Consider the following 22,319-nt stretch of genomic DNA (forward strand, 5'->3'; position numbering starts at 1 on the left):
TTACGCAGTAGGCTGAATGAAGATACCATCGAACTTCACCTCCTTGAGCTTTTCATTTGGCTCAAAACCTTCGATCTCAAAATTCTGTACTGCTTCTCGCATAAATTCAGTTTCATAAGAATTACTTGACAATAGCTCTGTTGTTTCTCTAGTATTAAACACTCTAGTTACTGGACTTTTCCAATTCGTGGTAACCTCTGTCCAGTGGTCAATGTTTTTATTTAGAGTAATTTGTGCCGGGACTGGATCAAAAGCTTGATATGGATTGATCTTTTCTCCTTTGGTCTGTAAAAGCTGCTCCAGTACCGGTTCAAGTTTATAAGGCAAAAGATATCTTTCCCCACCTTTTTCAATATCTGCAACTTCTACATCTATTGGCAGAACTAGCTCTCTATTTACTATTGCTGCAGACTGCGAAATTCCTTGATCACGCATATCATCATCAAAGAATGAATCAACAAATACTCCTTTTTTGGTGGTAGGTTCTCTTGAATTTGCATCATTGCGTAGACGTTCCTCTGCAACCAGCGCATAAAGATCATTTATTCCTTTTTTCATTGCTTCAAGCTCATTCATCGGTACAGCATGAATAGCATTATTCACTATTTTTACCCCTTCTTTTTCTCCGTTTTTCCACGTCTGATGAATGTAGCAGAGCAAAAGTTGTCCGCTAGGTGCTTTAGGCATTGATGGTCGCCAAGGGTGAGCTATACCTTTTATTCTCCTTACTACTCCTTTGCTATCGATAGTAATTAAATCATAGCGGGGCATTTTCCAGGTATAATCTATCAAAACCAAGCTGTTATCAACTGCTCCTTTTACTTTACATCCCTCTTCACTTATATCTTCAGGGCTTACATGAGTGCGACAGCGATAGGTTATCAGGTAACTACTTCCAGGAGCTGGTTCTTTACCAGGTAATGACCAATCAACGTTTCCTGCGTTTAGTTTGTAATCTATACTGTTTTCATAAATAACATTGCCTTGTTTAACTTGAATAATCTCAAGTACTGCAGAGTCAGGTATCGGATCAATAGCTCCAGAGTATGAACCATGAGTAACAGTAATGGTTTTCTGAACAGTTATATCTACTTTTTTAATTTCATTTATTGGAAAATCATTAACCTTCAGTTCCATTACTCTTTGGCTATTTGGCTGAAAAGTATGTGGTTCTGATTCAACTGATTTTATATCCGGATCTTCATCAAAAGAAACACGAATACTGTGAGGAAGTTCAATCTCATAGCCATCAACATGAGCTTTGCCCTCATTAATCACAAATATTTTTTTTCCTCCTTCTCCCTCTTCCTTTTGCAGGAACATTACTTCAAGACCATTTACGACATAGGAACCATTGGCTTCTTTGTCATAACGAGCAAGAGCAGTAGTTACTATATTTGCTTGTGGTGGCGGTGAATGTTCTATTAATACTCCATTTTCAATGTTATAAATTGGATAAAATTCTCCTTCAGAAAAACGTGGAGAAAGACCTTCTGCTTGATAACCCCAAATGGTGGAAACTTTAAGCCTTGCAGCTCCTACTTCCTGATAGTTTCTTGTACCAACAGCAGGATCACGAAGATTTTCGTCCTCAAGTTCTGTAATCGTAGATTCTAGATAATAAACACCTATGCGAACTATAGTACTCAGTGGAATAATAAATTCTTCTTTTTCGACTTTTCTAACTGCTCCACGAAGATAGATTTTTCCTGATTCAAGCGTAACTTTACCAGTTTCTCTATCTATAATACAATTGCTTCCTGTTATAACATCACCATCACGAAATATTGCATCACCTATGCCTTTAAGCTTAGAAAGAGCATATTCTTGGGTTTCGTTTAATTCTGCTGACTGTAGACCTCTTCCTGCTAGAAACAAACTTTTTTCGTATTCTTTGTCAGGATTAAAACGGTTATAATAGGCGTTTAAAGTCATTTTGTTTCAAAAAGTTACAACAAATGAAAAAGTTTCCCGAGTTGCAGATGTTCTGATAAGTGATACGGTATGTTCCAAAACCAATAAAATCCCATGGTCTTCTATATCTTGAGGTTCAAAATATCTCTGTCCTTCAGGTAATTCTTTTTTTACTTTAGTACCAACCATAACCCCTAGCTCTCTGATTACTCGATTTGCTGCATCCGTGAAATCGAAAGTGAATTTGAGAAAAAGATTATTGGTTGGTACATCAGAAGGCCTAAACCTTCCAGAAGGAGTTATAAGTTCGCCGTTTTCATCACCTGTGCAGAATAGCACTTCATCTGCAGTACGTCTGCCAAGTTCATTCAAGAGCTTTATAGAATTTATAGGTTCAGGTGGTGCGCTTTGAATGTACTCTATGGTAACTTTATCACTTACTGGAATAGAGCTATTTTCCGTACGTTTAATTACACCAGTACTGCTATCAACTGTATAGTCAACACTTGGCTGATGCATTGTTTGTCCTGTAAAAACCCTTACATCTTTAATAGTATGGTGATCTAGAGCTATTTCATCCTCAACAAAAACTTTTTCGACTTGATGACTACTTTCCCAATTGGCATCACCACTGCCCCAAGCAAGATGTATAGGCTGTTCTTTTATACTTGCCGCTATTGCTGCTCTTCCTGACTGTGTGAGTATTGACATGTTTGCCCCTCTTACTATATATATACCGGATTTCTCACAGGTTTTTCCGGAAAAAATGAAAATTTTTTTTGAAGTGCATTTCTATGCTTAAATATTCTTTTATCTTAAGAAACCAGAACTACTTTTTTCTTTCAAGAATACCGAGACAATGCTTTTTGACATATTGAAAATCAAAGCTCACAAACAGTTTCAAAAGACTCTGCATTTTATCGCTTCTTCTTTCAGCTTTACGTTTTTTCCTACTGCATCTTTCATAGCCCTCTCAATGACAGCAGTCCAGTTCGTCGTACCTCAAAATGGGATCCAGTCAATCTCAGCATTCTCCGGGGTAATAACCGTAGCAATCTTGTTTTTTTCTCCATATCGATCAGCTTCAACACCGACTTTTGCAGTAAACTCTAATCCGTTAAAATCAGCTATAGAGTTGATTTTTCTAGCAATAACTGCTTTTTCTGAAGTGTCATTTGAATGAATGTTCCGTGCTGACTCTAAAATACTTCTAAGCATAGAACGTCCAGATTCTCCCCAAGTATCTTCTCCTTCAACGCTTGCTTTGCCACTTTTAATACCAATTACTTGAAAAATCTTACGTTTTGCATATTGACCTTCAGTGACGGTAAATTCAGCGTTTAAATAGATGCTGCCGGTAGCATAGCTTTTAGTGAACCAATTTTCATAACCACCAGGTTTAATGGCCATTTTGACTTTTACCGTTGTCCCTTTTGGTATTAAATTACTTTGTAATTTTGCAGTATTAAAATCAGTTAAAAAATCTGATAACATATTGTCCTCCTATAAATTAAGTGAAAAAAAGAATCAACTCCATTGGTCTACAACCTTCCAACGACCATTTATCTTATCGACAAGCTTGCTTGCCACACGTTCACCATTTCGCAGCTCAAACACTATTTGACGGGTAGTGCTTTCTTCATCATGAGCAAACATCACCATGCCAGTGCTATAAAATCCACGTAAAGATCCAGCACCGCTTAGGCCTTGAAATGGATCTTCTTCCAGCATCTTTTTGGACAGTTTTTTTGTGTGGTGAGTGAGTATTATGCCCGAATCTGGATTGATAACATTTCTCAGTCTTTCAAGCGTTTTTTGCAAAAAGAATAGCATAGCGCTGTTGTCATTTTCATTACCATATTCACTTGAGTTGAAGATGTTGCGAAGAGGATCGATGGCAATAATATCAGGTTTGAAACGCTCTTTGACAACATTTTTAATTTCATCTATTTCTTCACTGCTAAATGATAATTGCACTCTTGGCGTGATAATTAAGTTATTGGCAGCTATGTCCAAAAGCTCTTTATTCAGTTGAAGTTGTTGCAACCGTTCTTTCATATATTCATACTCAATTTCAGTTTGCATATAGAAGATTTTCAAAGGTCTATTTGGTGTCATACCGAGAAATGATCTACCAGCAGCCATGTAAACAAGCCAAGAGATCAAAAAGTCACTTTTGCCGATTTTAGGTGGGCCACCCAGCACCAATAGACCTCTTTTTGTTAAAATCCTTGGTGAAATTATATCTTCTGGTATTGGCGATTGATCACTTAAATATTCCTTTACGCTATAAAAAGGGATTTTTTGACCGATGTTGAAAAAGCTTTGTTCCATATTACTCCTTTTAAAATTAGGCAACAGAAGCCAAGGTTTTGGCTTTAATTTTCGCAAATAATCTACCAAGATGCGGTTCTTCAACCATATCAAGGCAGCCACTGCGATCTTTAGCAGGGTATCCCCAAGTATTAATAGTCTGACAGACAAATGAGCGAACCTCTGTGCCATCATCTTTCTTGATTCCAACCATGCTAATTACTTCATCAACTATCCCTGGAATCTCACTAGCAGTTTTTGCTCCTTCACATTGAGGCAGCCATATTGGACGGTTGCTGTCATCAAGATATTGACCTAATGTGCCAACTATGATGATGTCTTTATCTCTGATATGTTGAAATTGATTGAGCCAAGCCATCATCTCTTGAGCAAGTAATCCATAGGCAGCTCTTTTATCTTCTCTTCCTGATCTATCTGAAAAAGCTTCAGGTTGCATCCTTGCCCATGAAAGACATAAACGTGATGCAACAGTTATGCTATCAATAAAAATAGAGCGGTATTTAGAAACCTCAGAAAGAAGATCTTTATACTTGCCAGATACATGTTCATAGTGCTTTTGACTATATGCTTGGTCAGATTTTAACGCAGGATTAGGACCACCTATGAGACATGCGATATCTCTTGCCTCATTCCAAGTACGAATACTTACAGAATCCCCTTGCCAATCTTGAACAGCTAAAAGTCCTGCTTCAAAATCGAGACAAAGTGTTGTTGATTCATCGAGGGTTTTAAGTAGGCTAGTCTTGCCAATTCCATAAGGTCCAAAGATTACTATCTTCACACCTGTGACAATTTTCGCTCTTTCTTTGCTGTTTATTATTTTCATATTTTCCCTCCTTATAGTTAGAAATCTCGTTTTAGGTATGTTTTAAGGTGGGAAAACTCTTTGCGTAACTTGTTGATTGTGTCGTAGAGAGTTGATTTTGGTATACCAGTCCTTCTGGAAATTTCACAAATGCTGTGATCTTCTGCCAATAGTTTACATATTTTTCTTAACTCTCGAGGTAACTTTGCAATTGCTTCATTTACGTCAATGCGTACTGCGGAGGTATATTCAAGACTTTCATCGCTCTCTTCGTATAAAGCTTCATCAACAAAATTAATGGTACGTTTTTTACATAGTTCTTTTTCTTTTAAATTGAGGGCACGGCATTTAACGTACTGTTTTATAAAATGCCCTTCAAGTTCATTAAGGCCAGGCAAACAGTCAAGTAAAAGATCTTGCTCAATATCTTCAATCTCTTTATAAGCAAAAGCTTTTCCTCTCTTCAGAAGTTTAGCATAGTGTCGTATGTGTTTAACAACTTTTGGGTTAATACCAGTATAGGAATTTTTAGAATGCATATTTTGCCCCTCTAGTTAAGAAATAATTTAAAATGTTAATGATTTAATTGTGATAAACCCAAGTATTTGGATTTTCTACAGGAATTACGCTGCCATAATGCGGTGATTTGTAGTGTGTAGGTAGTAACCTGTGATAGACTGTAACCTTTTTGTTCTTCTCTGGATCAAGTATTTTTTGCCCAAATTCCATACCTTCAACGCAAAGTACTCCGTATTTGTTTCTTGCAGCATTTTTGCCTTCTTTGTTGAATTTAACATAGCCTTTGGTAGCAAGGACATCGAGACGATCACGTATAGAATGTGTACTGCCAAGACCTTCTTTATTTTCAAATGCCTGACAAAACTGATTAATTGTATAAACATGGCCCTTACGTCCTTCTGCACATATTAAGTCCAAGATGATGTCATATCTACGAGAACGTTCGGCATCTAGTTTTTCACCATAGTCTTTATTTATTAACCTTTGTGACTCAGCGTCAACTTCGTACCAATGACCATTAATTTTATCAACAAATTTTGGCATAACAGAATTTCCATTACGTAACTCAAACATCAGTTGACGATAGCTGTTCTTCTCATCAGGCCTAAACATGATCATTCCAGTGGTATAGAATCCTCGTAAGCTGCTAGCGCCACTAAAACTTTGAAATGGATCTTCTTCTAATAGTTTCTTTTGCATTTTCTTTGTATGGTGCACAAGAATAACTCCAGCATCTGGATTGATTAGAGAACGCAGTTTTTCAACTCTCTCCTGGAGAAAGAAAATCATGGCATTATTATCATTTTCGTTACCGTATTCATCAGCATCAAAAACGTTACGCAATGGATCTACCGCTATGATATCAATGGTGTTTAGGTCAAAGTTTCTTTCTGCTTCAGTTACGATATCTTTAATGCCATTTTCATTTAAAAGCAGCTTAGTCTGTGGTGTAATAACTAAATTGTTTGCAGCAAGTTTAATAAGTTCTTCACTAAGTTTCATCTGTTGCAACCGTTCACGCATATAGTGGTAACCGATTTCAGTCTGAAGGTAGAAGATTCTTAAGGGCCTTTTTGGCACCATATCAAAAAATGGAGTTCCAGATGCCATATGAAAAAGCCAAGAAATAAGAAAGTCACTTTTTCCCACTTTAGGCGCGCCAGCAAAAACTAAAAGACCACTAGGAGTTAAAACTCTAGGAGCAATTATGTCTTCTGGCATTGGTGATTTGTCATTTAGGTACTGCAATACAGGAAATGAAGTAACGTTTTTTGTATATGGGAGAGAAACAGTTGAGGTTAAAAATCTTTTGACGTCTACTCCTTCTTTAATACAATCAGCAGCATCCCAAGCTTTTGGTTTATCTTGTGGAATTTTAAGAATAGAAAGCGATGCAACGCCTATATCTAAAAGCTTCTTTGCAACATTTTCAGCATATTTCTGACCTGAACTATCGTTGTCTGGCCATATGGTTATGTGTTTACCTTTTAGCGGAGCCCAATTTGTTTTATTTACAGGTGAATTTGCTCCAAACATCATTGTTGTGGCTGTTATGCCCTTACTGATTAAACTTTCAGCACATTTTTCACCTTCAACGAAAACAATTTTATCGGATTTAATTATACCTGGAACATTGTACAAAGGCCTTGGATCTGGAGCAGTACTACTTGAGTTTTTTACATCAAAACAGCTATATCGTTTTTTCCCTGAAGTGCTATCATAACGGTAAATTTTAGCTATTACTTGATTATTTTCATCATGATAGTCCCAACATGCTATTAAATGTTCTGAAAATTCTTCTTTATGGTTTGTTGAGTGACCAAGCCATTTTTCTATATCTTCTATGGTATCAAGAAACTTAGTCTGACTAGTAACATCCCACCAGAGATTAAGTATATCTCCGCCTTCACCAGTAGCAAAATCGTGCCATAATCCGGCTCTTTCTCCTCTTGTTTCTACTACTAAACTTTTCCCTTTATCTCCTCTAATATTACCAACATAGAACTTACCACCGTGGAAAGTACCATTTGGTAATAAGTAGGATAAAGATGATTCTATTCTTGAGAGTAGTTCTGCTTTTACTTCTGCTGCTCTTTCAAATAAAGCTTGCTTGTCATGCATATTGTTTTCTCCTGTTAAAATAAGCTATATTTGTTGACAGAATGTCTCTGCTACATAGCTCATGATGATGTTTTTAAAGGCTGGTAATTTAAAATACAGTCATAAATGGGTAGAGAGATGTCTCTGTACCTTTTACTATAGTAATACCGGATTTCTCATAGGTTTTTCCGGAAGAGTGGAGAAATTTTTTTCAAGCGTAAGTTGACACTGTCCATATTTACCCCAAATATTTACAATTCAGAAGACCAGGTCTGCTAGGTCTTACTATAGTAAGTTCAACAAAATTACAAAAACTGTTCACTTTTTAGAAAATTTTGCACAACTCCGTTCTCTTATCTTTCATATTCCCCTGTAGTATATATACACGTTCAATTTCAAATTCGTCCGAAAAACTACAAAAATATATAGGCAACACTAAAAAAGTTCTCTTCTGTAGAGGTAAATGGTGGTATTGAAAATTTAACTCTGCTCTCAACTTACACTCCTCAAAAAAATTACAAAATTTAATTTCATTTTAACTTTAAACAAAAAGGCCGCCTATAAGTTGCATCTGCATTATGTTGCAAAATATACTATACTTTGCTTATGAGAATAACCAAATAAGCCATCCTTTTTTCTCCTCCATAACAGATATATACTAGAAATGCAGTCTGAAATATGATTTGCTCTAAAATTTTTTTCATTACGATTTTTCTATTAAACTTTAATAGAGCTTAACGTGTTTACAATATACTCAGGGGAGAGTCTATAAGAAGTAGCCACAAAACGCTATATTGGTAAAGGTATTCATAATAATTACTTGTGAATTAAGTACTTTAGATTCGAGATTACATAGATTTTTGGCAGTTTAAGCCATTTTAGATTGGAAAATGAAATCTCCTAAAAGGAAAAACCCGGCTATATTAAAGGGTTAAGAGTAATTTAAGTTTGAAATTCAAAAAAACTTCTTAATTGCTTTAAAAGCTAGGATTATAGAGGGTTTTTGAGTGTAGCCCAGTTTCAGGTAAAACCTTATATATTATATATATAATAAATAATAATATATAATAATAGAACATATAGGATATGTACCTTTCATAATACCTACCTAAATATTATTAACGCGCTTAAGTGTTTAATTTATTACTTTTTTAATTTTTAAATAACAAGTTAAGCAAAAAAACATGAACTGTAATAAGTTTATTATAATATAAACCTTAAGAGAAGTTCCGCGGTGCTCAACTGAAATGGTTTTCAAAAAGGCTAATATACCGTCCATTTAAATTTTTAACCGAAATATAAAAGTCATTTAAAAAATAAACTCAAGTGGCAACTAACCGGTTTTTTAAAGCCGCCTATAACCTACTCTAACTACTTATGCATACAGGTGGACCAGCTGCATTTCATGATATTAGTAGACATAAACCGAGTTATTGTAAGATAATTAAAGGTATCACTAAACTTTAATAGCCTTTAAAAATAGCTAAAGGTAACATTTTTATGGTAAATGCCTAATCTACTACTGTGGCCTATTCTTCAAAGTAAGGTTTTAAGGAGTAAAAAGCCGTTCTGAGTTTTCCAGCAAAATTTCAAAATAAGGAAATAGAAATATAATACACTTAAACCATTGAAATTCTGCATTTTTATCCATTTAATACCTATAAGACGTTATTTTTCCATTTCCAAAAGACTTAATGAATCAGATCGCCCTAAATAAAAATACAACACAGAGACAAAAATATGAAAAACCTACTATTGCATTTTGGATAACCTGAAAAAGATAAATGCTTACAAAAGACAAGATGGCTAATAATAGCGTTTTAAAGAGATTCTACGACTTCAGGGTACAATTGTACAATCAGAACCTAAGTTACTCATGTAAGGTAGCCCAAAACCCGGTTAAGAGTCATTTTTAAATTATTTCTTACCTTAAACTTTTACTTGCTATAAAAAAGCCTTACTCCAGTTTATCACGTTTTTTATTTGTTGTAAAATATTTTTTCAAAAAAGTGGACGATCTTTTAAATCGGTGCAATAAAAGCTGGTTATTTTAGATAATCTCTATAAATAAATTGTAGGTGAAGTTAAAGAAAAAAAGTTTTGCCATAAACATAAGCTATGGAGCTCGTAAACTGCTTAAAATGGAGATAAAGATCTAAATTTATTTATTTACGTCTCCAATTTCATCGCGTACAATGGAGACAAAGATTTATGTTTTCACTATTTATTGGCAGATAGGGCTTTCTAAAGGGTGGGTCACCCCCCTTGAAATTAAAACAAAAGGTGGTAGACAAGATGTCAAACACAGATAACTCAACTACAAGCTGGTCTTTGTTGTAGTTATTTTCTCACCTGCTTTATAAATGTTCCTAATGCTGGGGTTAACTTACAAGATTATGAAAATAAAACGCCACTACATTATGCTGAAAGGCTGAAAACAATAGAAGTTTTACTAACGCGAGAAGATATAGACCCTTTAATTAAGGATGATAATGGCAAGACACCATTTTGTTATGCAAAAGAAGCAAATAGATTAGATATAGTAAAGATTTTAGCAAGTAATAGATACGGAGCTGATAAAAACAGTTTGCTTCATTTAGCTGCCAGAAAAGGATATGAAGACCTAATAGACGGTATTCTTGGTGAAGGAGTTGAAATAGATGCTGTAGATGAGAGTGGAAAAACGGGAATTTATGTTGCTGCAAAGCATGGTCACTTTAACGTAGTAAAGTTGTTGCTAAAGAGAGGAGCAGATGCCACGGATGTTTTTCAGTATGCAATAATAACGAACAACGCAAAATTAATAAAATTACTGAGCAAAGAGAAGGAAATAGTGCTATTTGGAAGACAGAAGAACTTTCCAACATTTCATTTATTGAGCAATAAATATTTTGAAGAAAGGAAAATAGCAGACAAAAAAATAAAGAAATATATCAATATCGTCTGTGTTTCTATAACAGTATGTGCAATAGTGATAGTGGGAATTTACCCTAACATTATAGCTGCGGTAATGGTGGGAATAGTTGCGTTCATAGCTGCAATAACAATGAGTAATTTAACTCAGAAGTACATAGAAGAAGCACTTGAAAAGAAAATGTTTATTGAACTTGAAAGTGAGAAAACAAGTGAGTGCAGTTCTATTTTAAGTGATGTTGAGGTATCATCTAATGATGGTGAAGAGCTAGCGATATGATATATGCTACATCTTTTTCTGAAGGTTTAAAACCAGATCCAGAGCTTAAAGTATCAGAGTGGGCGAATGAGTATCGAGTTCTAGCATCAACTGCAGCATCAGAGCCAGGTAAATGGAGAACAGAAAGAACTCCTTATTTAAAAGAAATAATGGATTCACTATCACCATCTTTACCTGCAGAAAAAGTAGTATTCATGAAAGGAGCGCAGATTGGGGGAACAGAAGCTGGTAACAATTGGATTGGCTACATCATAGATCAGACACCAGGTCCAATGCTGGTAGTACAGCCAACAGTTGAAATGGGAAAGCGTTGGTCAAAAGGAAGATTTGCGCCACTGATTGAAAGTACACCATGTTTAAAAAGTAAAGTAAAAGACCCAAGGTCAAGAGACTCAGGAAATACTGTGCAAAGTAAGGAGTTTCCAGGTGGAATAGTAGTAATAACCGGAGCAAATAGCAGTGTAGGACTTCGTTCTATGCCAGTAAAATATCTCTTTCTTGATGAGATAGATGCATATCCAGGAGATTCAGGAGGAGAAGGAGATCCAGTTTTACTCAGCATAGCTCGTACCAATACATTTGCACGGCGAAAGATTTTTTTAGTATCAACACCAACGATTCATGGAATAAGCAGAATTGAGAAGGAATTTGAAGCAACAGATAAGAGATATTTTTTTGTACCATGTCCGCATTGTAATTACTATCAAGTTCTAAAATGGTCACAAATAAAATGGGAAAACAACGACTCAAGAACAGCACATTATGTCTGCACTGAATGTAGCGGCAAAATAGAAAATCATCAAAAGACAGAGATGCTTGAGCGTGGAGAATGGAGAGCTACAGAGGCAAAAGAAGGGGAGAAAAAAGGATTTCATCTTTCAAGTCTTTATAGCCCAGTTGGTTGGTATAGTTGGCAACAAGCAGTAGAAGATTTTCTCCATGCAAAAGAAAGTGAACAATTACTGAAAGTTTGGATAAATACTACGCTTGGAGAAACTTGGGTAGATAAAGGAGAAGTACCTGATTGGAAGCAATTATTTAACAGGAGAGAATTTTTTCAGATTGGCACAGTACCAAGGAGAGAAGTGGTACTTACTGCAGGAGTAGATGTCCAAAAAGATCGTCTAGAGGTGGAAGTTGTAGCATGGGGAAAAAGTCGTGAAAGTTGGTCAATAGACTACCGAGTATTTGAAGGAGATACAGGAGGTGGAGAAGTATGGGGAAAGCTTTCGGAGCTCCTCAATCATTATTTTATCGGTGAAAATGGGCTTGAATATATGATAAGTATGATGGCAGTAGATGCTGGATATGCAACGCAAGAAGTATACAACTGGGTAAGAGGTCATCAAGGATCTGGAAGAGTAATGGCAGTTAAAGGTGTAAATAAAGCCCTAGTGCCACTTAGCAGCCCAAGTAGAGTTGATATAACAGTTGGTGGTCAAAAGCTAAAAAGAGGAATAAAGCTCTGGCCAGTAGGAGTATCGATATTAAAGTCAGAGCTTTTTCAGCTACTTAATATTTTAAAAGAAGAAGAGAAAGTGCCAGCAGGATATTGTCATTTTCCTGAGTATGCACCTGAATATTTTAAGCAGCTAACGGCAGAGCAATTAGTCAGCAAAGTAGTAAAAGGATATACCAAACAAGAGTGGCAAAAGGTAAGAGAAAGAAATGAAGTACTAGATTGCCGGATTTACGCAAGAGCAGCATCTATTGCACTTGGAATTGATCGTTGGCCAGAGAGTAAATGGAATAGTTTAAGTGAAAAACCAGAAAGTAAAAAATCAAAGAAAATAGTGAAAAGCAAATGGATCAGCACCGGAACAGACAAAATCTGTTAAACCAGAAAGAAACGTCCTAATGCACATTGCAGTAATTTTTGGATATAATTTTATGAAGAAGTGCTTCTGCAGTTATAATCGAGTTCGCAATGGTGCAATAAATGCCCGTGGATCAGTATGATTTTGGAAGGGACGGTCAAACCATTGATGGAGCTTCTTAGCTACCTCGTTTAGAAGATTGTGTAATATAACCGCCCCAAGCTAAAGCACTTCTTCATTATAAGGTATATATAAGGGATTTTATATGGCAAAAGCAAAAAGTAAATTAGAAGTAGTGAATCCTAATGCAGCAGGGATTGATATTGGTTCATCTGTACATTATGCATGCGTACCAGAAGGGAGAGATAAACAACGCGTTCAAAAATTTGGGTGCTTTACAGTAGATCTTCATAACCTAGCAAAGTGGTTGAAAAAGTGTGAAGTTAGAACGATAGCCATGGAATCAACAGGAGTATATTGGATTCCTTTGTTTCAAATACTTGAATCATATGGATTCGAAGTTAAACTGGTAAATGCACGACATGTAAAAAATGTACCTGGAAGAAAATCAGACGTTCAAGATTGCCAGTGGTTACAGCAATTACATAGCTATGGGTTACTTCAAGGATCATTTAGGCCTGATAACCAAATTTGTGTACTACGTGGTTATAATAGACAACATGACAACCTGATAAAAAGTGCAGCTGTACACACTCAACGTATGCAAAAAGCATTAATTCAAATGAACATTCAATTACACAAGGTTATTAGTGATATTACAGGTGTAACTGGTATGCGAATCATTAAAGCAATAATTGCGGGTGAAAGAAACTCTAATAGATTGGCTGAATTGAGTGATAGACGAATAAAAAATGACAGATCAACCATAGCAAAAGCACTAACAGGTGACTATAGAGAAGAGCATTTGTTTACATTAAAGCAAGAATACGAAGCATATACTTTTTTTCAAGAGCAAATAAAAGAATGTGATAAAAGTATGGAAAACTATTATAAAACACTTGAAACAAGATCAAATGAAAATAAGCAATGCAGTAAAGTAAAGAGGTCTGCAGGAAACAAACCAAACTTTGCTGCACACGAAGAATTGTATCGAATAACTGGCATGGATTTCACCAAAGTTCCAGGGCTTAATACATCAAATATACAGACCATCCTCTCAGAAGTTGGTCTTAATGCTAATAAATGGCCATCAGAAAAACATTTTACTTCTTGGTTGGGATTATGTCCATTTAATAGGATTACAGGAGAAAGAGTGATTAGAAGTGGAACTCGTAAAGTAATTAACCGTGCTGCAAATGCTTTTCGACTTGCTGGTTATTCTATGTTGCACAGTAAAAGTGCATTAGGTGCGTACTGTAGAAGATTGAAAAATCGATTGGGAGCACCAAAAGCAATAACTGCTACAGCAAGAAAATTAGCATGTATTTTTTATCAAATGCTGAAATGTGGACAAGAATATGTAGAAAAAGGAATGGATTATTATGAAAAGTTATATAAGGAAAGAGTAGTAAAGAATCTGGGTAAAAAAGCCAATGAATTTGGTTATATCCTGATAAAAAAAGATGAGCTGATAGGGGAAGTTTCTTAGAAGCGAGTAGTAAATGTATAACGAAGATTATCTAATTCAAGTTGAACAAGCAATAAAGAAGCTTCAGAGTGGCGAAAGAGTAGTATCAATTGCTTATGGTGACCATGTTGTGCGGTACGGGGAAGTTCAAATAAAGGATTTATTGGAGCTCAGGCAACGAATAAAAGCGGGGTTAAAAGTTGCAGGCATAAAGCCAAAGAGGAAAATTGTTTTTGCAACAAATAAAGGAGTGATATGAAATGGTAGAAAGCAAGAGGATTAAAGTGAGCTCAGATATGATTATAAATGCAGTAATAGATTTATCGCACTGGAATGAAAACATAAATTTTAAATTAGCAAAAGAAGATGGAATATTGGGAGTTATTCATAAAGCAACCCAGGGGCTAAAATACATAGATCCAACTTATACAGAAAGAAGGAAAGCCGCTGAAGAGGAAGGACTTTTATGGGGTTCATATCATTTTGGTGTAGGAGAAGATGGAAGAGATCAGGCAAATCACTTTTTGAATATAGTGGGTGAAACTAAAAATACAATTGTTGTGCTTGATATTGAAGAGAACGAAAGTGGAAAAAATATAGAACCAAGACAAGCAGAAGATTTTGTTAAAAAAGTTCAAGAAGAAACAGGGCGTTCACCTTTAGTGTATGGAAGTGCTAATTTTTTGAAAGATTTTGCCACACCAATTTTGACTAAATGTCCATTATGGATAGCAAGATATGGAGATCAACCTGTTTTACCGCAAGGCTGGAATAAGTGGATTTTATGGCAATACACCGACGGTAAAAATGGTCCAGAGCCACATGAAGTAAGTGGAATCGGAAAATGTGACAGAAATAAATTTAACGGCACATTAAAAGAATTAAGAGAATTTTGGTTAGTATGATGCTGAAAAATTTCAAACAACTATTTAGCAAGCCAAAAATCAAAAGTTCAGCATGGGATGCAGCAGGGTCAGGAAGAAGATTTTTTCACTTTCAACCAGAGTTAGGAAGTATAAACAATTTGCTGTCTCAAAACCTTGAAACTTTACGTAGTAGATCACGTGATATGGTGAGAAAAAATCCATATGCAGCAAATATTATTGATACAATAGTAAGTAACTCTATTGGAACAGGAATAAAGCCGCAATCAAAAGCAAGAGATGGAGAATTTCGAAAGAAGGTGCAAGAATTATGGCTAAGATGGACAGATGAAGCAGATAGCTGTGGAATAAGTGATTTTTATGGATTACAAGCTCTAGTATGCAGAAGTATGATAGAGGGTGGAGAATGTTTTGTACGTTTAAGAACGAGAAAGCTGGAAGATAGATTTTCTGTGCCATTACAACTGCAAGTACTTGAGTCTGAACATTTAGACAATAAAACAAATCAAACTTTAGCAAATGGTAATGTAATAAGAAACGGGATTGAGTTTAACAAGCTTGGGCAAAGAGAAGCTTATTACTTATTTAAAGAACACCCTGGTGAAAATACCTTTGGAGAGTCAGTAAGAGTACCAGCAAACGATGTTTTACATATCTATAAACCACTGAGACCTGGACAAATTAGAGGGGAACCTTGGCTTTCTAACGTGCTTTTAAAACTTTACGAACTTGACCAGTATGATGATGCAGAATTAGTGAGAAAAAAGACAGCAGCAATGTTTGCTGGATTTATTACAAGACTCGATCCAGAAGCAAATATCATGGGAGAAGGTGAAGCAAGTGAGCAAGGAGTAGCACTATCTGGCCTAGAACCTGGTACTATGCAACTACTTGATCCAGGTGAGGATATAAAGTTTTCAGAGCCATCTGATGTAGGAGGAAGCTATGAAGCATTTATGAGACAGCAACTGAGGGCAATAGCAATAGGCACAGGGATAACATACGAACAACTAACAGGAGATTTAACCGGTGTTAATTATTCATCAATCAGAGCAGGACTGATAGAGTTTCGTCGTCGATGCGCTATGCTGCAACATAACATTATAGTATTCCAATTTTGTAGACCAGTATGGAGTAGATGGCTAGAGTTAGCAGTACTTTGTGGAGAACTCCGTATAGATGAAAAAGTGGCAAAAGCAGCGAAAGAAGAAGTAAAATGGATACCACAGGGATTTGATTGGGTGGATCCACTGAAAGATCAACAAGCACAACAGATGGCAGTAAGAAATGGCTTCAAGAGTCGCTCAGAAGTTGTTTCAGAATTGGGTTACGATGTTGAAGAAATTGATCAAGAGATTGCCGAAGATCAAAAGCGAGCTGATTCTTTTGGACTTTGTTTCGATTCTGACATTAATCATAAAAGGGAAGGAAGGTGATGTGGATAAATAAACCAGTAATGGTAGAGAGAAGAAGCTTTGAACTATTATCATTATATAATAGCAAACAACCTATCTTTAAGAACTTAAAGCATTTTCATATAAACCCAAAAGGAATAGCAATAATACGTATTTATGGAGTTTTGACAAAAAAAACAGAAGCTTTTGATCATATTTTAGATATGACTTCGTATGAAAATATTCATGAAGAGATAGAGAGTGCTTTAGAAGATAAAAGCATAGAGACGATTCTACTTGACATAGATAGTCCAGGTGGAGAAGTAAATGGAGTGTTTGATCTAGCTGATTTTATCTACGGTGTAAGAGGAAAAAAGAGGATAATAGCGATAGCAAATGATGATGCGTACTCTGCTGCATATGCTATAGCTTCAAGCGCTGAAAAGGTTTTTGTGTGTAGAACCTCTGGTGTTGGAAGTATAGGTGTTATTGCAAGTCACATTGACCAAAGCGGTTTTGATGAAAAGCAAGGAATAAAATACACAACTATTTTTGCAGGCAAGAGAAAGAATGATTTAAATCCACATGAGCCAATGACGTCTGAAAGTCTGGAAAGCTTACAAAAAGAAGTAGACCGACTATATGAAATGTTTGTGCAGCTAATAGCAAGAAACAGAGGTCTTTCAATTGAAAAGATTCGATCAACAGAAGCAGGTCTATATTTTGGCGAGAAAGCAGTAGAAATAGGTCTTGCAGATGGAGTTACAACATTTTTTGAATTTATTAACAAAGGAGAAAATACTATGAATAAACAAACTACAACTGACCTAGAAATTGATGACCTAGAAACTGATAATTTAACTAAGTATCGTACTGAAATTGTTGAATTAATACGTTTATGTAACTTATCACGAATGCCAGAGAAAATAGGAGAATTTATTGAGCAGGGTGTAAGTATTGAGCAAGCGAGGGAAGTTTTAATGGAATTACTTGCAGAGAGAACGAAAAAGACAGAGATACTGAGTGCAATACCACAGAATTCGCAGGAAGATTTGATGACACAGGTAGCGAAAAGTCGGTGCATTTAAATTTTATAACCGCCATATATAGTGCTCTGCGGTAAATAAGTGTCCAAAATGTGCCATAATGGCTAATTATAAGGTAATAACCGCGGTGTATAGCAGTTATAAACACGGCGGTAAAAAAATAAAAAAAGGAGAGAAAAAGACATGATAAGTATAACTGAAGGAAATAATTTAGGCGATCTTTTAAAATATGAAGTGTCCAACCTATATTCAAGAGACCAAATAACGGTAGCAAAGGGTCAAAATCTGAAGCTAGGGACAGTTGTTGGTCGTGATAAAGACAACATGATTAGGATAATAAATCCAATTGCCACAGATGGCACACAAACAGCAATAGGTGTAATAACAAGTGATATAAATGCGACAGAAAATGCCAAAGCAGTAATCATTACACGTATAGCAATGCTAGCAGATCATGCAGTTGTATGGCCAGCAAATATCACTGAAGAGCAGAAAACTGCAGCAATAAAGCAACTTGAAGGACGAGGGATCATTATCCGTAAAGCAGTCTAAGGCTATATTAAACAATAAAAAAAACAAAGGGGGAAAAGAAAAAATGCAAAATCCATTTACAAATACAGCATTTAGCATGACGGCACTAACAAATGCGATGAATATATTGCCGATAAATTATGGACGAGTTGAAAATCTAAATTTGTTTCCAAGTAGGTCAGTAAGATTTAGACATATTACCATAGAAGAACATAATGGAGTTTTAAGTCTACTACCAACTCAGTTACCCGGAGCGCCAGCAACAGTAGGAAAAAGAGGAAAAAGAAAGGTAAGAACATTTACGATTCCACATATTCCACATGATGATGTAGTGTTACCAGAGGAAGTACAGGGAATAAGAGCATTTGGATCAGAAAGTGAACTTAAAGCGCTGGCAGATGTAATAACCGATCATTTGCAATTGATGAGAAACAAACATGCAATAACATTAGAGCATTTACGAATGGGAGCGCTAAAAGGAATAATTTTAGATGCTGATGGGTCAGAATTATTAAATCTGTACAACGAATTTGAAATCACACCAAAAGTAGTAAATTTTGCACTAGGAACTGCAACAACTGATGTAAAACGTAAGTGTCTGGAAGTACTCCGGCATATAGAAGATAATCTAAGTGGTGAATATATGACAGGAGTTCATGCCTTGGTAAGCCCTGAGTTTTTTGATGCACTAACTTCGCATAGTAAAGTGAAAGAAGCATACGAGAGATGGCAAGAAGGAGCAGCTCTTCGGAATGATATGAGATCAGGATTTACGTTTTGTGGTATAACATTTGAGGAATATAGAGGGCAAGCAACTGACCCTGAAGGAACCGTGAGAAGATTTATTGAGAAAGATACAGGGCACTGTTTTCCAGTAGGAACAGCAAGCACATTTACGACATATTTTGCACCAGCAGATTTTAATGAGACAGTAAATACTCTTGGACAGCCACTATATGCAAAGCAAGAACCAAGGAGGTTTGATAGAGGGACTGATTTACATACGCAGTCAAACCCTCTGCCAATGTGTCACAGACCTGGGGTATTAATCAAAATTACTGCAAGTTAATGAGTATAGAGAGGTTGTTGGAGGATTGTTTTGAGCATCTAGGAGTGGAAGCCACATATTGTAATAAAAATAAGGAGGGTATTCATAAAATAAAAGTGCTAATGAAACGTCCTGAGACTACGTACTCTTTAGGTACAGATGGAGCATTAACTCAGCAAATTGCTTCTATAGAAATACGTGATCAGGACGTTACTTCCTTTAGCATAGGTGATTATATCAAGATTGAAAAAAGGTTCTACAAGATTTTTGAACCACCATTGAAAGATTCTTCAAGTAAAATATGGAAAATTCAAGCTGTAGGAGAAGGAAGTGTTTCATAATGTAAACCAGGTAATAAGTGATATCAGAGGAAAAGAAGCTCAAATCAAATTAGTAGTAGCAAAAGCACTGAATAAAACAGCAATATGGTTAAAGGGACAAGCAGCTAAGGAAATCAGTGAGGAAAAGAAGATAAAATTAACGGTAATGAGAAAAAGGTTGCGAATCTTTAAAGCGAAAGCAGGTAGGTTAGAGGTTTTAATAAGAGCAAACTTGTATGATGTAAGGGCTTCATCTATTGGCAGTATGAGAGAAACAAAAAGAGGTACGAAAACAGGAAATCATGAGTTTATAGGAGCATTTACTGCAACAATGCCAAGAGGTTATAAAGGAGCTTTTAAACGTGAAGGAAGAGCAGCATTGCCAATAAAGGAAGTTAAATTGCCACTCGAACCTGAGGCTTCAAGGATAATAGGAAATCTTGTTAATTATGAGGTTGAGAAAGTGTTTACAAAATTTTTTGAACGTGAATTGAGCTATAAAGGATGAATTTGAAAGATTTACATGATAAAATTTGTACCACGCTGAAGAGAGAAATACCAGCAATTCAAACTTGTGAAATTTATCCATCGATAAGAAAAGAATTATTAGCGCCAGCGTTATTTGTAGAGCTTGTGAGTTTAGAATCGGGAAAAGATCCTGGAACAGAGGAATTAGCGCTGAAAGCAAGATTTGAGGCACGAATAGTGATTGATAGCACAATAGAAAATGCACCTATTATTGTTAGATCATTAGCTAGCGAAGTTGCAAAAGTAGTAAATAAAAATACTTGGAACGTGAAAAATGTTTCACCAGGAGAATTTATATCAGGAGGAGGAGATGATTTTAGGCCAGAGCTCGATGCATATTTAGTGTGGTTAGTGGAGTGGACTCATGAAGTGCATGTGGGTAAATCAGTATGGTCAACTGGCATAATGCCACATGTTATTGAGATAGGTGAAGTGCATGTTAGAACATAGTTTTGCAATTTCAGAGCTAAATAGAAAATTAGCGAATATTATCCGTATTGGATTGGTGAAAGAAGTAGATTATGAAAAAGCAAAAGTAAGAGTAAAAATAGGAGAATTTTTAACAGATTATTTACCATGGATAACGAGCAAAGCAGGAAAAGATAGAGATTGGTCTCCACCAGATATCGGTGAACAGGTTATGATATTTTCTCCTCTTGGCGAATTATCGTTAGGAGTAGTGTTAGCAGGAATATACCAGGAAAAGTACCCTACACTCGAGAATAAAAAAGAAATAAATAGTGTGAAGTTTCAGGATGGAACAAGACTGTTATATGATAAAGAGAAGCATCATTTAGAGATTGAAGTAGTGGACAAAATAACACTGAAGGCTGGGGGATCGAGTATAGAAATGACAAAAAGTGGAATAAAACTGAAAGCAGAAAGGATCGACTTAAATTGAACAAAGGAATAGTGAGGTTAGGAGACTACTGTGGAGAAGCTATACCACATTTCTGCATTAGTGGGAGTAACAATGTTTTTGTAAACGGTAAGTCAATATGTAGACAAGGAGAAAGTTTTAGTGAAGGAAAAGTAATGATTCAAGGATCAAAAACAGTGTTTGCAAATGGTCTTAGTGTAGGAAGAGTAGGAGATATAGTTTCATGTGGGTTTAAAGTAATAAAAGGCAGTGAAAGCGTTTTTGCAAAATAGAAATGAAGGGTATGGATGCTAAAACAGGAAAAACGTTAGAAGGAATAGAGCACTTAAAGCAGTCGATAATTGATATACTGACCACTCCTATTAACAGTAGAATAATGAGGAGAGATTATGGTTCTCGATTATTTGAATTAGTAGATAAGTCAATAAATAGAGATCTAACTTTGGAAATCTATTCAGCAGTAGCAGAAGCTCTACAAAGGTGGGAGGAAAGATTTAAGCTAGAAAAAGTAAAAATGACAGAGGTGAAAGAAGGAAAAGTAACGCTTGATCTAGAAGGATTATACTTACCAAGCGGGAAAAACATTCATTTTGATGAAATTGTAGTTTAAAGATGAAGCAGCTAAATATTGTAGAAAAGCTGAGTTATGAAGAAATCTTTTCGAGAATGAAGGAAGAGTTAGTAAAGCGAGATGCAAGTTTTACAGGATTGGTAGAAAGTGATCCAGCAATGAAGGTATTAGAAGTAGCAGCATGGCGAGAACTTTTGCTTAGAGAAAGAATAAATGAAGCAGTAAAGAGTAACTTACTTAAATTTGCGACAGGAGAAGATCTTGATAATTTGGCTGAGTTTTATGGAGTGGAAAGACAAAAAGAAGAAGAGGATGAAAGATTTAGAAAGAGGGTAAAAGCAAAAATAGCAGGTTGGTCAACAGGAGGAAGTAAGGAATATTATAAATATCATGCACTGTCAGCAGATAGTAGAGTAAAAGATGCACTAGTAGAATCACCTATACCAGGAAAAGTACAAATTTCAATTTTATCAACACAAACTGGCATAGTGTTAGAAGAGCTACTTGAAATTGTAAGAAAGCAAGTTACTAGAGATGATATAAGGGTTTTAACTGATACAGTAACAGTAATCGGTTGCAATATTATGGAAATAGATATCCACAGTAGAATGAGCATAAGTCCTATAATATCAAAGGAGGAAATCAAGAAGCAATTTATTAAGAAGTTTGAAGAAAGTAGAAGGCTGGGATGGAGTGTAACAAGATCGTGGATAATAGCGAATCTATTTGTAGAGGGTGTAGAAAACGTAGAATTAATAGAACCAAAAGAGGATGTTGTGGTATTGGGGAATGAGTGTGCAGTGCTTGGCCACGTCAAGTTAGATAGGATTTAAAACGTATTTTTTTT

The 22,319-nt window shown here is 35.8% G+C and carries 23 protein-coding genes and 1 pseudogene; 17 read left to right on the forward strand and 7 right to left on the reverse strand.

What is annotated here, in order from left to right; translation table 11 throughout:
- The 7 genes from OPR58_RS04245 to OPR58_RS04275 form a co-directional block, all read right to left on the reverse strand.
- On the reverse strand, nt 1-1,935 hold the full coding sequence (locus OPR58_RS04245; protein ID WP_265022672.1) for a DUF4815 domain-containing protein: 1,935 nt from the start codon (nt 1,933-1,935) through the stop codon (nt 1-3).
- Nucleotides 1,936-1,941: 6 nt separating this feature from the next.
- Nucleotides 1,942-2,625, reverse strand: coding sequence for a hypothetical protein (locus tag OPR58_RS04250; RefSeq protein ID WP_265022673.1), 684 nt, complete (start codon nt 2,623-2,625; stop codon nt 1,942-1,944).
- A 291-nt stretch (nt 2,626-2,916) separates the two neighbouring features.
- On the reverse strand, nt 2,917-3,408 hold the full coding sequence (locus tag OPR58_RS04255) for a hypothetical protein (RefSeq protein WP_265022674.1): 492 nt from the start codon (nt 3,406-3,408) through the stop codon (nt 2,917-2,919).
- Nucleotides 3,409-3,441: 33 nt separating this feature from the next.
- The gene (locus OPR58_RS04260) at nt 3,442-4,248 is read right to left on the reverse strand and encodes a helicase RepA family protein (protein WP_264685433.1); all 807 of its coding nucleotides are present in this window, start codon (nt 4,246-4,248) and stop codon (nt 3,442-3,444) included.
- Between the two features lie 16 nt (nt 4,249-4,264).
- Nucleotides 4,265-5,074 carry an ATP-binding protein gene (locus tag OPR58_RS04265; RefSeq protein ID WP_265022675.1) on the reverse strand — a complete coding sequence of 270 codons (810 nt, stop codon included), beginning with the start codon at nt 5,072-5,074 and terminating at the stop codon, nt 4,265-4,267.
- 17 nt (nt 5,075-5,091) lie between these two features.
- Nucleotides 5,092-5,592, reverse strand: coding sequence for a sigma-70 RNA polymerase sigma factor region 4 domain-containing protein (locus OPR58_RS04270; RefSeq protein WP_007302862.1), 501 nt, complete (start codon nt 5,590-5,592; stop codon nt 5,092-5,094).
- Nucleotides 5,593-5,635: 43 nt separating this feature from the next.
- On the reverse strand, nt 5,636-7,693 hold the full coding sequence (locus OPR58_RS04275; protein WP_265022676.1) for an AAA family ATPase: 2,058 nt from the start codon (nt 7,691-7,693) through the stop codon (nt 5,636-5,638).
- Nucleotides 7,694-10,031: 2,338 nt separating this feature from the next.
- Between OPR58_RS04275 and OPR58_RS11265 the strand changes: the two are divergent.
- From OPR58_RS11265 to OPR58_RS04355, 17 genes and pseudogenes are all read left to right on the forward strand, one after another.
- Nucleotides 10,032-10,199: pseudogene (locus OPR58_RS11265) on the forward strand (ankyrin repeat domain-containing protein); the annotation flags it as partial.
- Nucleotides 10,200-10,259: 60 nt separating this feature from the next.
- Complete coding sequence (locus tag OPR58_RS04280; RefSeq protein WP_406846507.1) at nt 10,260-10,865, forward strand: ankyrin repeat domain-containing protein; 606 nt, start codon at nt 10,260-10,262, stop codon at nt 10,863-10,865.
- Complete coding sequence (locus OPR58_RS04285) at nt 10,862-12,703, forward strand: phage terminase large subunit family protein (RefSeq protein ID WP_264336606.1); 1,842 nt, start codon at nt 10,862-10,864, stop codon at nt 12,701-12,703. Before OPR58_RS04280 ends, OPR58_RS04285 begins: the two co-directional genes overlap by 4 nt.
- Before the next feature lie 244 nt (nt 12,704-12,947).
- Nucleotides 12,948-14,291 (forward strand): IS110 family RNA-guided transposase, encoded by a 1,344-nt coding sequence (locus tag OPR58_RS04290; RefSeq protein WP_262986668.1) that lies wholly within the window; start codon nt 12,948-12,950, stop codon nt 14,289-14,291.
- Between the two features lie 13 nt (nt 14,292-14,304).
- Nucleotides 14,305-14,529, forward strand: a complete 225-nt coding sequence (locus OPR58_RS04295) for a gpW family head-tail joining protein (protein ID WP_264336605.1) — start codon at nt 14,305-14,307, stop codon at nt 14,527-14,529.
- Between the two features lies 1 nt (nt 14,530).
- Complete coding sequence (locus OPR58_RS04300; protein WP_264336604.1) at nt 14,531-15,175, forward strand: glycoside hydrolase family 25 protein; 645 nt, start codon at nt 14,531-14,533, stop codon at nt 15,173-15,175.
- On the forward strand, nt 15,172-16,590 hold the full coding sequence (locus tag OPR58_RS04305) for a phage portal protein (protein WP_264336603.1): 1,419 nt from the start codon (nt 15,172-15,174) through the stop codon (nt 16,588-16,590). The genes OPR58_RS04300 and OPR58_RS04305 overlap by 4 nt, the downstream gene beginning before the upstream one ends.
- Nucleotides 16,590-17,636, forward strand: a complete 1,047-nt coding sequence (locus tag OPR58_RS04310; protein ID WP_012481770.1) for a S49 family peptidase — start codon at nt 16,590-16,592, stop codon at nt 17,634-17,636. The genes OPR58_RS04305 and OPR58_RS04310 overlap by 1 nt, the downstream gene beginning before the upstream one ends.
- A gap of 141 nt (nt 17,637-17,777) precedes the next feature.
- On the forward strand, nt 17,778-18,146 hold the full coding sequence (locus tag OPR58_RS04315; RefSeq protein ID WP_019078841.1) for a head decoration protein: 369 nt from the start codon (nt 17,778-17,780) through the stop codon (nt 18,144-18,146).
- A 43-nt stretch (nt 18,147-18,189) separates the two neighbouring features.
- A complete protein-coding gene (locus OPR58_RS04320) occupies nt 18,190-19,194 on the forward strand; it encodes a major capsid protein (protein WP_264336794.1) in 1,005 nt (334 codons plus the stop codon).
- Nucleotides 19,195-19,211: 17 nt separating this feature from the next.
- Entirely contained in the window at nt 19,212-19,514 is a 303-nt protein-coding gene (locus tag OPR58_RS04325; RefSeq protein WP_265023072.1) for a head-tail joining protein, read from the forward strand.
- The gene (locus OPR58_RS04330) at nt 19,504-20,001 is read left to right on the forward strand and encodes a phage tail protein (RefSeq protein ID WP_007302931.1); all 498 of its coding nucleotides are present in this window, start codon (nt 19,504-19,506) and stop codon (nt 19,999-20,001) included. Before OPR58_RS04325 ends, OPR58_RS04330 begins: the two co-directional genes overlap by 11 nt.
- On the forward strand, nt 19,998-20,471 hold the full coding sequence (locus OPR58_RS04335) for a hypothetical protein (protein WP_264336601.1): 474 nt from the start codon (nt 19,998-20,000) through the stop codon (nt 20,469-20,471). The genes OPR58_RS04330 and OPR58_RS04335 overlap by 4 nt, the downstream gene beginning before the upstream one ends.
- Entirely contained in the window at nt 20,458-20,922 is a 465-nt protein-coding gene (locus tag OPR58_RS04340; protein ID WP_019078830.1) for a phage baseplate assembly protein V, read from the forward strand. Before OPR58_RS04335 ends, OPR58_RS04340 begins: the two co-directional genes overlap by 14 nt.
- Nucleotides 20,919-21,173, forward strand: coding sequence for a PAAR domain-containing protein (locus tag OPR58_RS04345; RefSeq protein ID WP_012481797.1), 255 nt, complete (start codon nt 20,919-20,921; stop codon nt 21,171-21,173). Before OPR58_RS04340 ends, OPR58_RS04345 begins: the two co-directional genes overlap by 4 nt.
- A 2-nt stretch (nt 21,174-21,175) precedes the next feature.
- Nucleotides 21,176-21,511 (forward strand): GPW/gp25 family protein, encoded by a 336-nt coding sequence (locus tag OPR58_RS04350; RefSeq protein ID WP_012481796.1) that lies wholly within the window; start codon nt 21,176-21,178, stop codon nt 21,509-21,511.
- A gap of 2 nt (nt 21,512-21,513) precedes the next feature.
- A complete protein-coding gene (locus tag OPR58_RS04355; RefSeq protein WP_264336600.1) occupies nt 21,514-22,305 on the forward strand; it encodes a baseplate assembly protein in 792 nt (263 codons plus the stop codon).
- The last annotated feature ends 14 nt before the right edge of the window (nt 22,306-22,319 follow it).

The sequence above is a fragment of the Wolbachia endosymbiont (group B) of Ischnura elegans genome (assembly GCF_947251585.1).
Taxonomy (GTDB): Bacteria; Pseudomonadota; Alphaproteobacteria; order Rickettsiales; family Anaplasmataceae; genus Wolbachia.

What these genes read in the sequence shown, in the direction of transcription:
- OPR58_RS04245 (WP_265022672.1), bottom strand. Translation starts at nt 1,935, where the DNA reads ATGACTTTAAACGCCTATTATAACCGTTTTAATCCTGACAAAGAATAC.
- OPR58_RS04295 (WP_264336605.1), top strand. Translation starts at nt 14,305, where the DNA reads ATGTATAACGAAGATTATCTAATTCAAGTTGAACAAGCAATAAAGAAG.
- OPR58_RS04320 (WP_264336794.1), top strand. Translation starts at nt 18,190, where the DNA reads ATGCAAAATCCATTTACAAATACAGCATTTAGCATGACGGCACTAACA.
- OPR58_RS04340 (WP_019078830.1), top strand. Translation starts at nt 20,458, where the DNA reads ATGTTAGAACATAGTTTTGCAATTTCAGAGCTAAATAGAAAATTAGCG.
- OPR58_RS04290 (WP_262986668.1), top strand. Translation starts at nt 12,948, where the DNA reads ATGGCAAAAGCAAAAAGTAAATTAGAAGTAGTGAATCCTAATGCAGCA.
- OPR58_RS04355 (WP_264336600.1), top strand. Translation starts at nt 21,514, where the DNA reads ATGAAGCAGCTAAATATTGTAGAAAAGCTGAGTTATGAAGAAATCTTT.
- OPR58_RS04315 (WP_019078841.1), top strand. Translation starts at nt 17,778, where the DNA reads ATGATAAGTATAACTGAAGGAAATAATTTAGGCGATCTTTTAAAATAT.
- OPR58_RS04270 (WP_007302862.1), bottom strand. Translation starts at nt 5,592, where the DNA reads ATGCATTCTAAAAATTCCTATACTGGTATTAACCCAAAAGTTGTTAAA.
- OPR58_RS04305 (WP_264336603.1), top strand. Translation starts at nt 15,172, where the DNA reads ATGATGCTGAAAAATTTCAAACAACTATTTAGCAAGCCAAAAATCAAA.
- OPR58_RS04260 (WP_264685433.1), bottom strand. Translation starts at nt 4,248, where the DNA reads ATGGAACAAAGCTTTTTCAACATCGGTCAAAAAATCCCTTTTTATAGC.
- OPR58_RS04275 (WP_265022676.1), bottom strand. Translation starts at nt 7,693, where the DNA reads ATGCATGACAAGCAAGCTTTATTTGAAAGAGCAGCAGAAGTAAAAGCA.
- OPR58_RS04265 (WP_265022675.1), bottom strand. Translation starts at nt 5,074, where the DNA reads ATGAAAATAATAAACAGCAAAGAAAGAGCGAAAATTGTCACAGGTGTG.
- OPR58_RS04255 (WP_265022674.1), bottom strand. Translation starts at nt 3,408, where the DNA reads ATGTTATCAGATTTTTTAACTGATTTTAATACTGCAAAATTACAAAGT.
- OPR58_RS04350 (WP_012481796.1), top strand. Translation starts at nt 21,176, where the DNA reads ATGAAGGGTATGGATGCTAAAACAGGAAAAACGTTAGAAGGAATAGAG.
- OPR58_RS04300 (WP_264336604.1), top strand. Translation starts at nt 14,531, where the DNA reads ATGGTAGAAAGCAAGAGGATTAAAGTGAGCTCAGATATGATTATAAAT.
- OPR58_RS04310 (WP_012481770.1), top strand. Translation starts at nt 16,590, where the DNA reads ATGTGGATAAATAAACCAGTAATGGTAGAGAGAAGAAGCTTTGAACTA.
- OPR58_RS04335 (WP_264336601.1), top strand. Translation starts at nt 19,998, where the DNA reads ATGAATTTGAAAGATTTACATGATAAAATTTGTACCACGCTGAAGAGA.
- OPR58_RS04250 (WP_265022673.1), bottom strand. Translation starts at nt 2,625, where the DNA reads ATGTCAATACTCACACAGTCAGGAAGAGCAGCAATAGCGGCAAGTATA.
- OPR58_RS04285 (WP_264336606.1), top strand. Translation starts at nt 10,862, where the DNA reads ATGATATATGCTACATCTTTTTCTGAAGGTTTAAAACCAGATCCAGAG.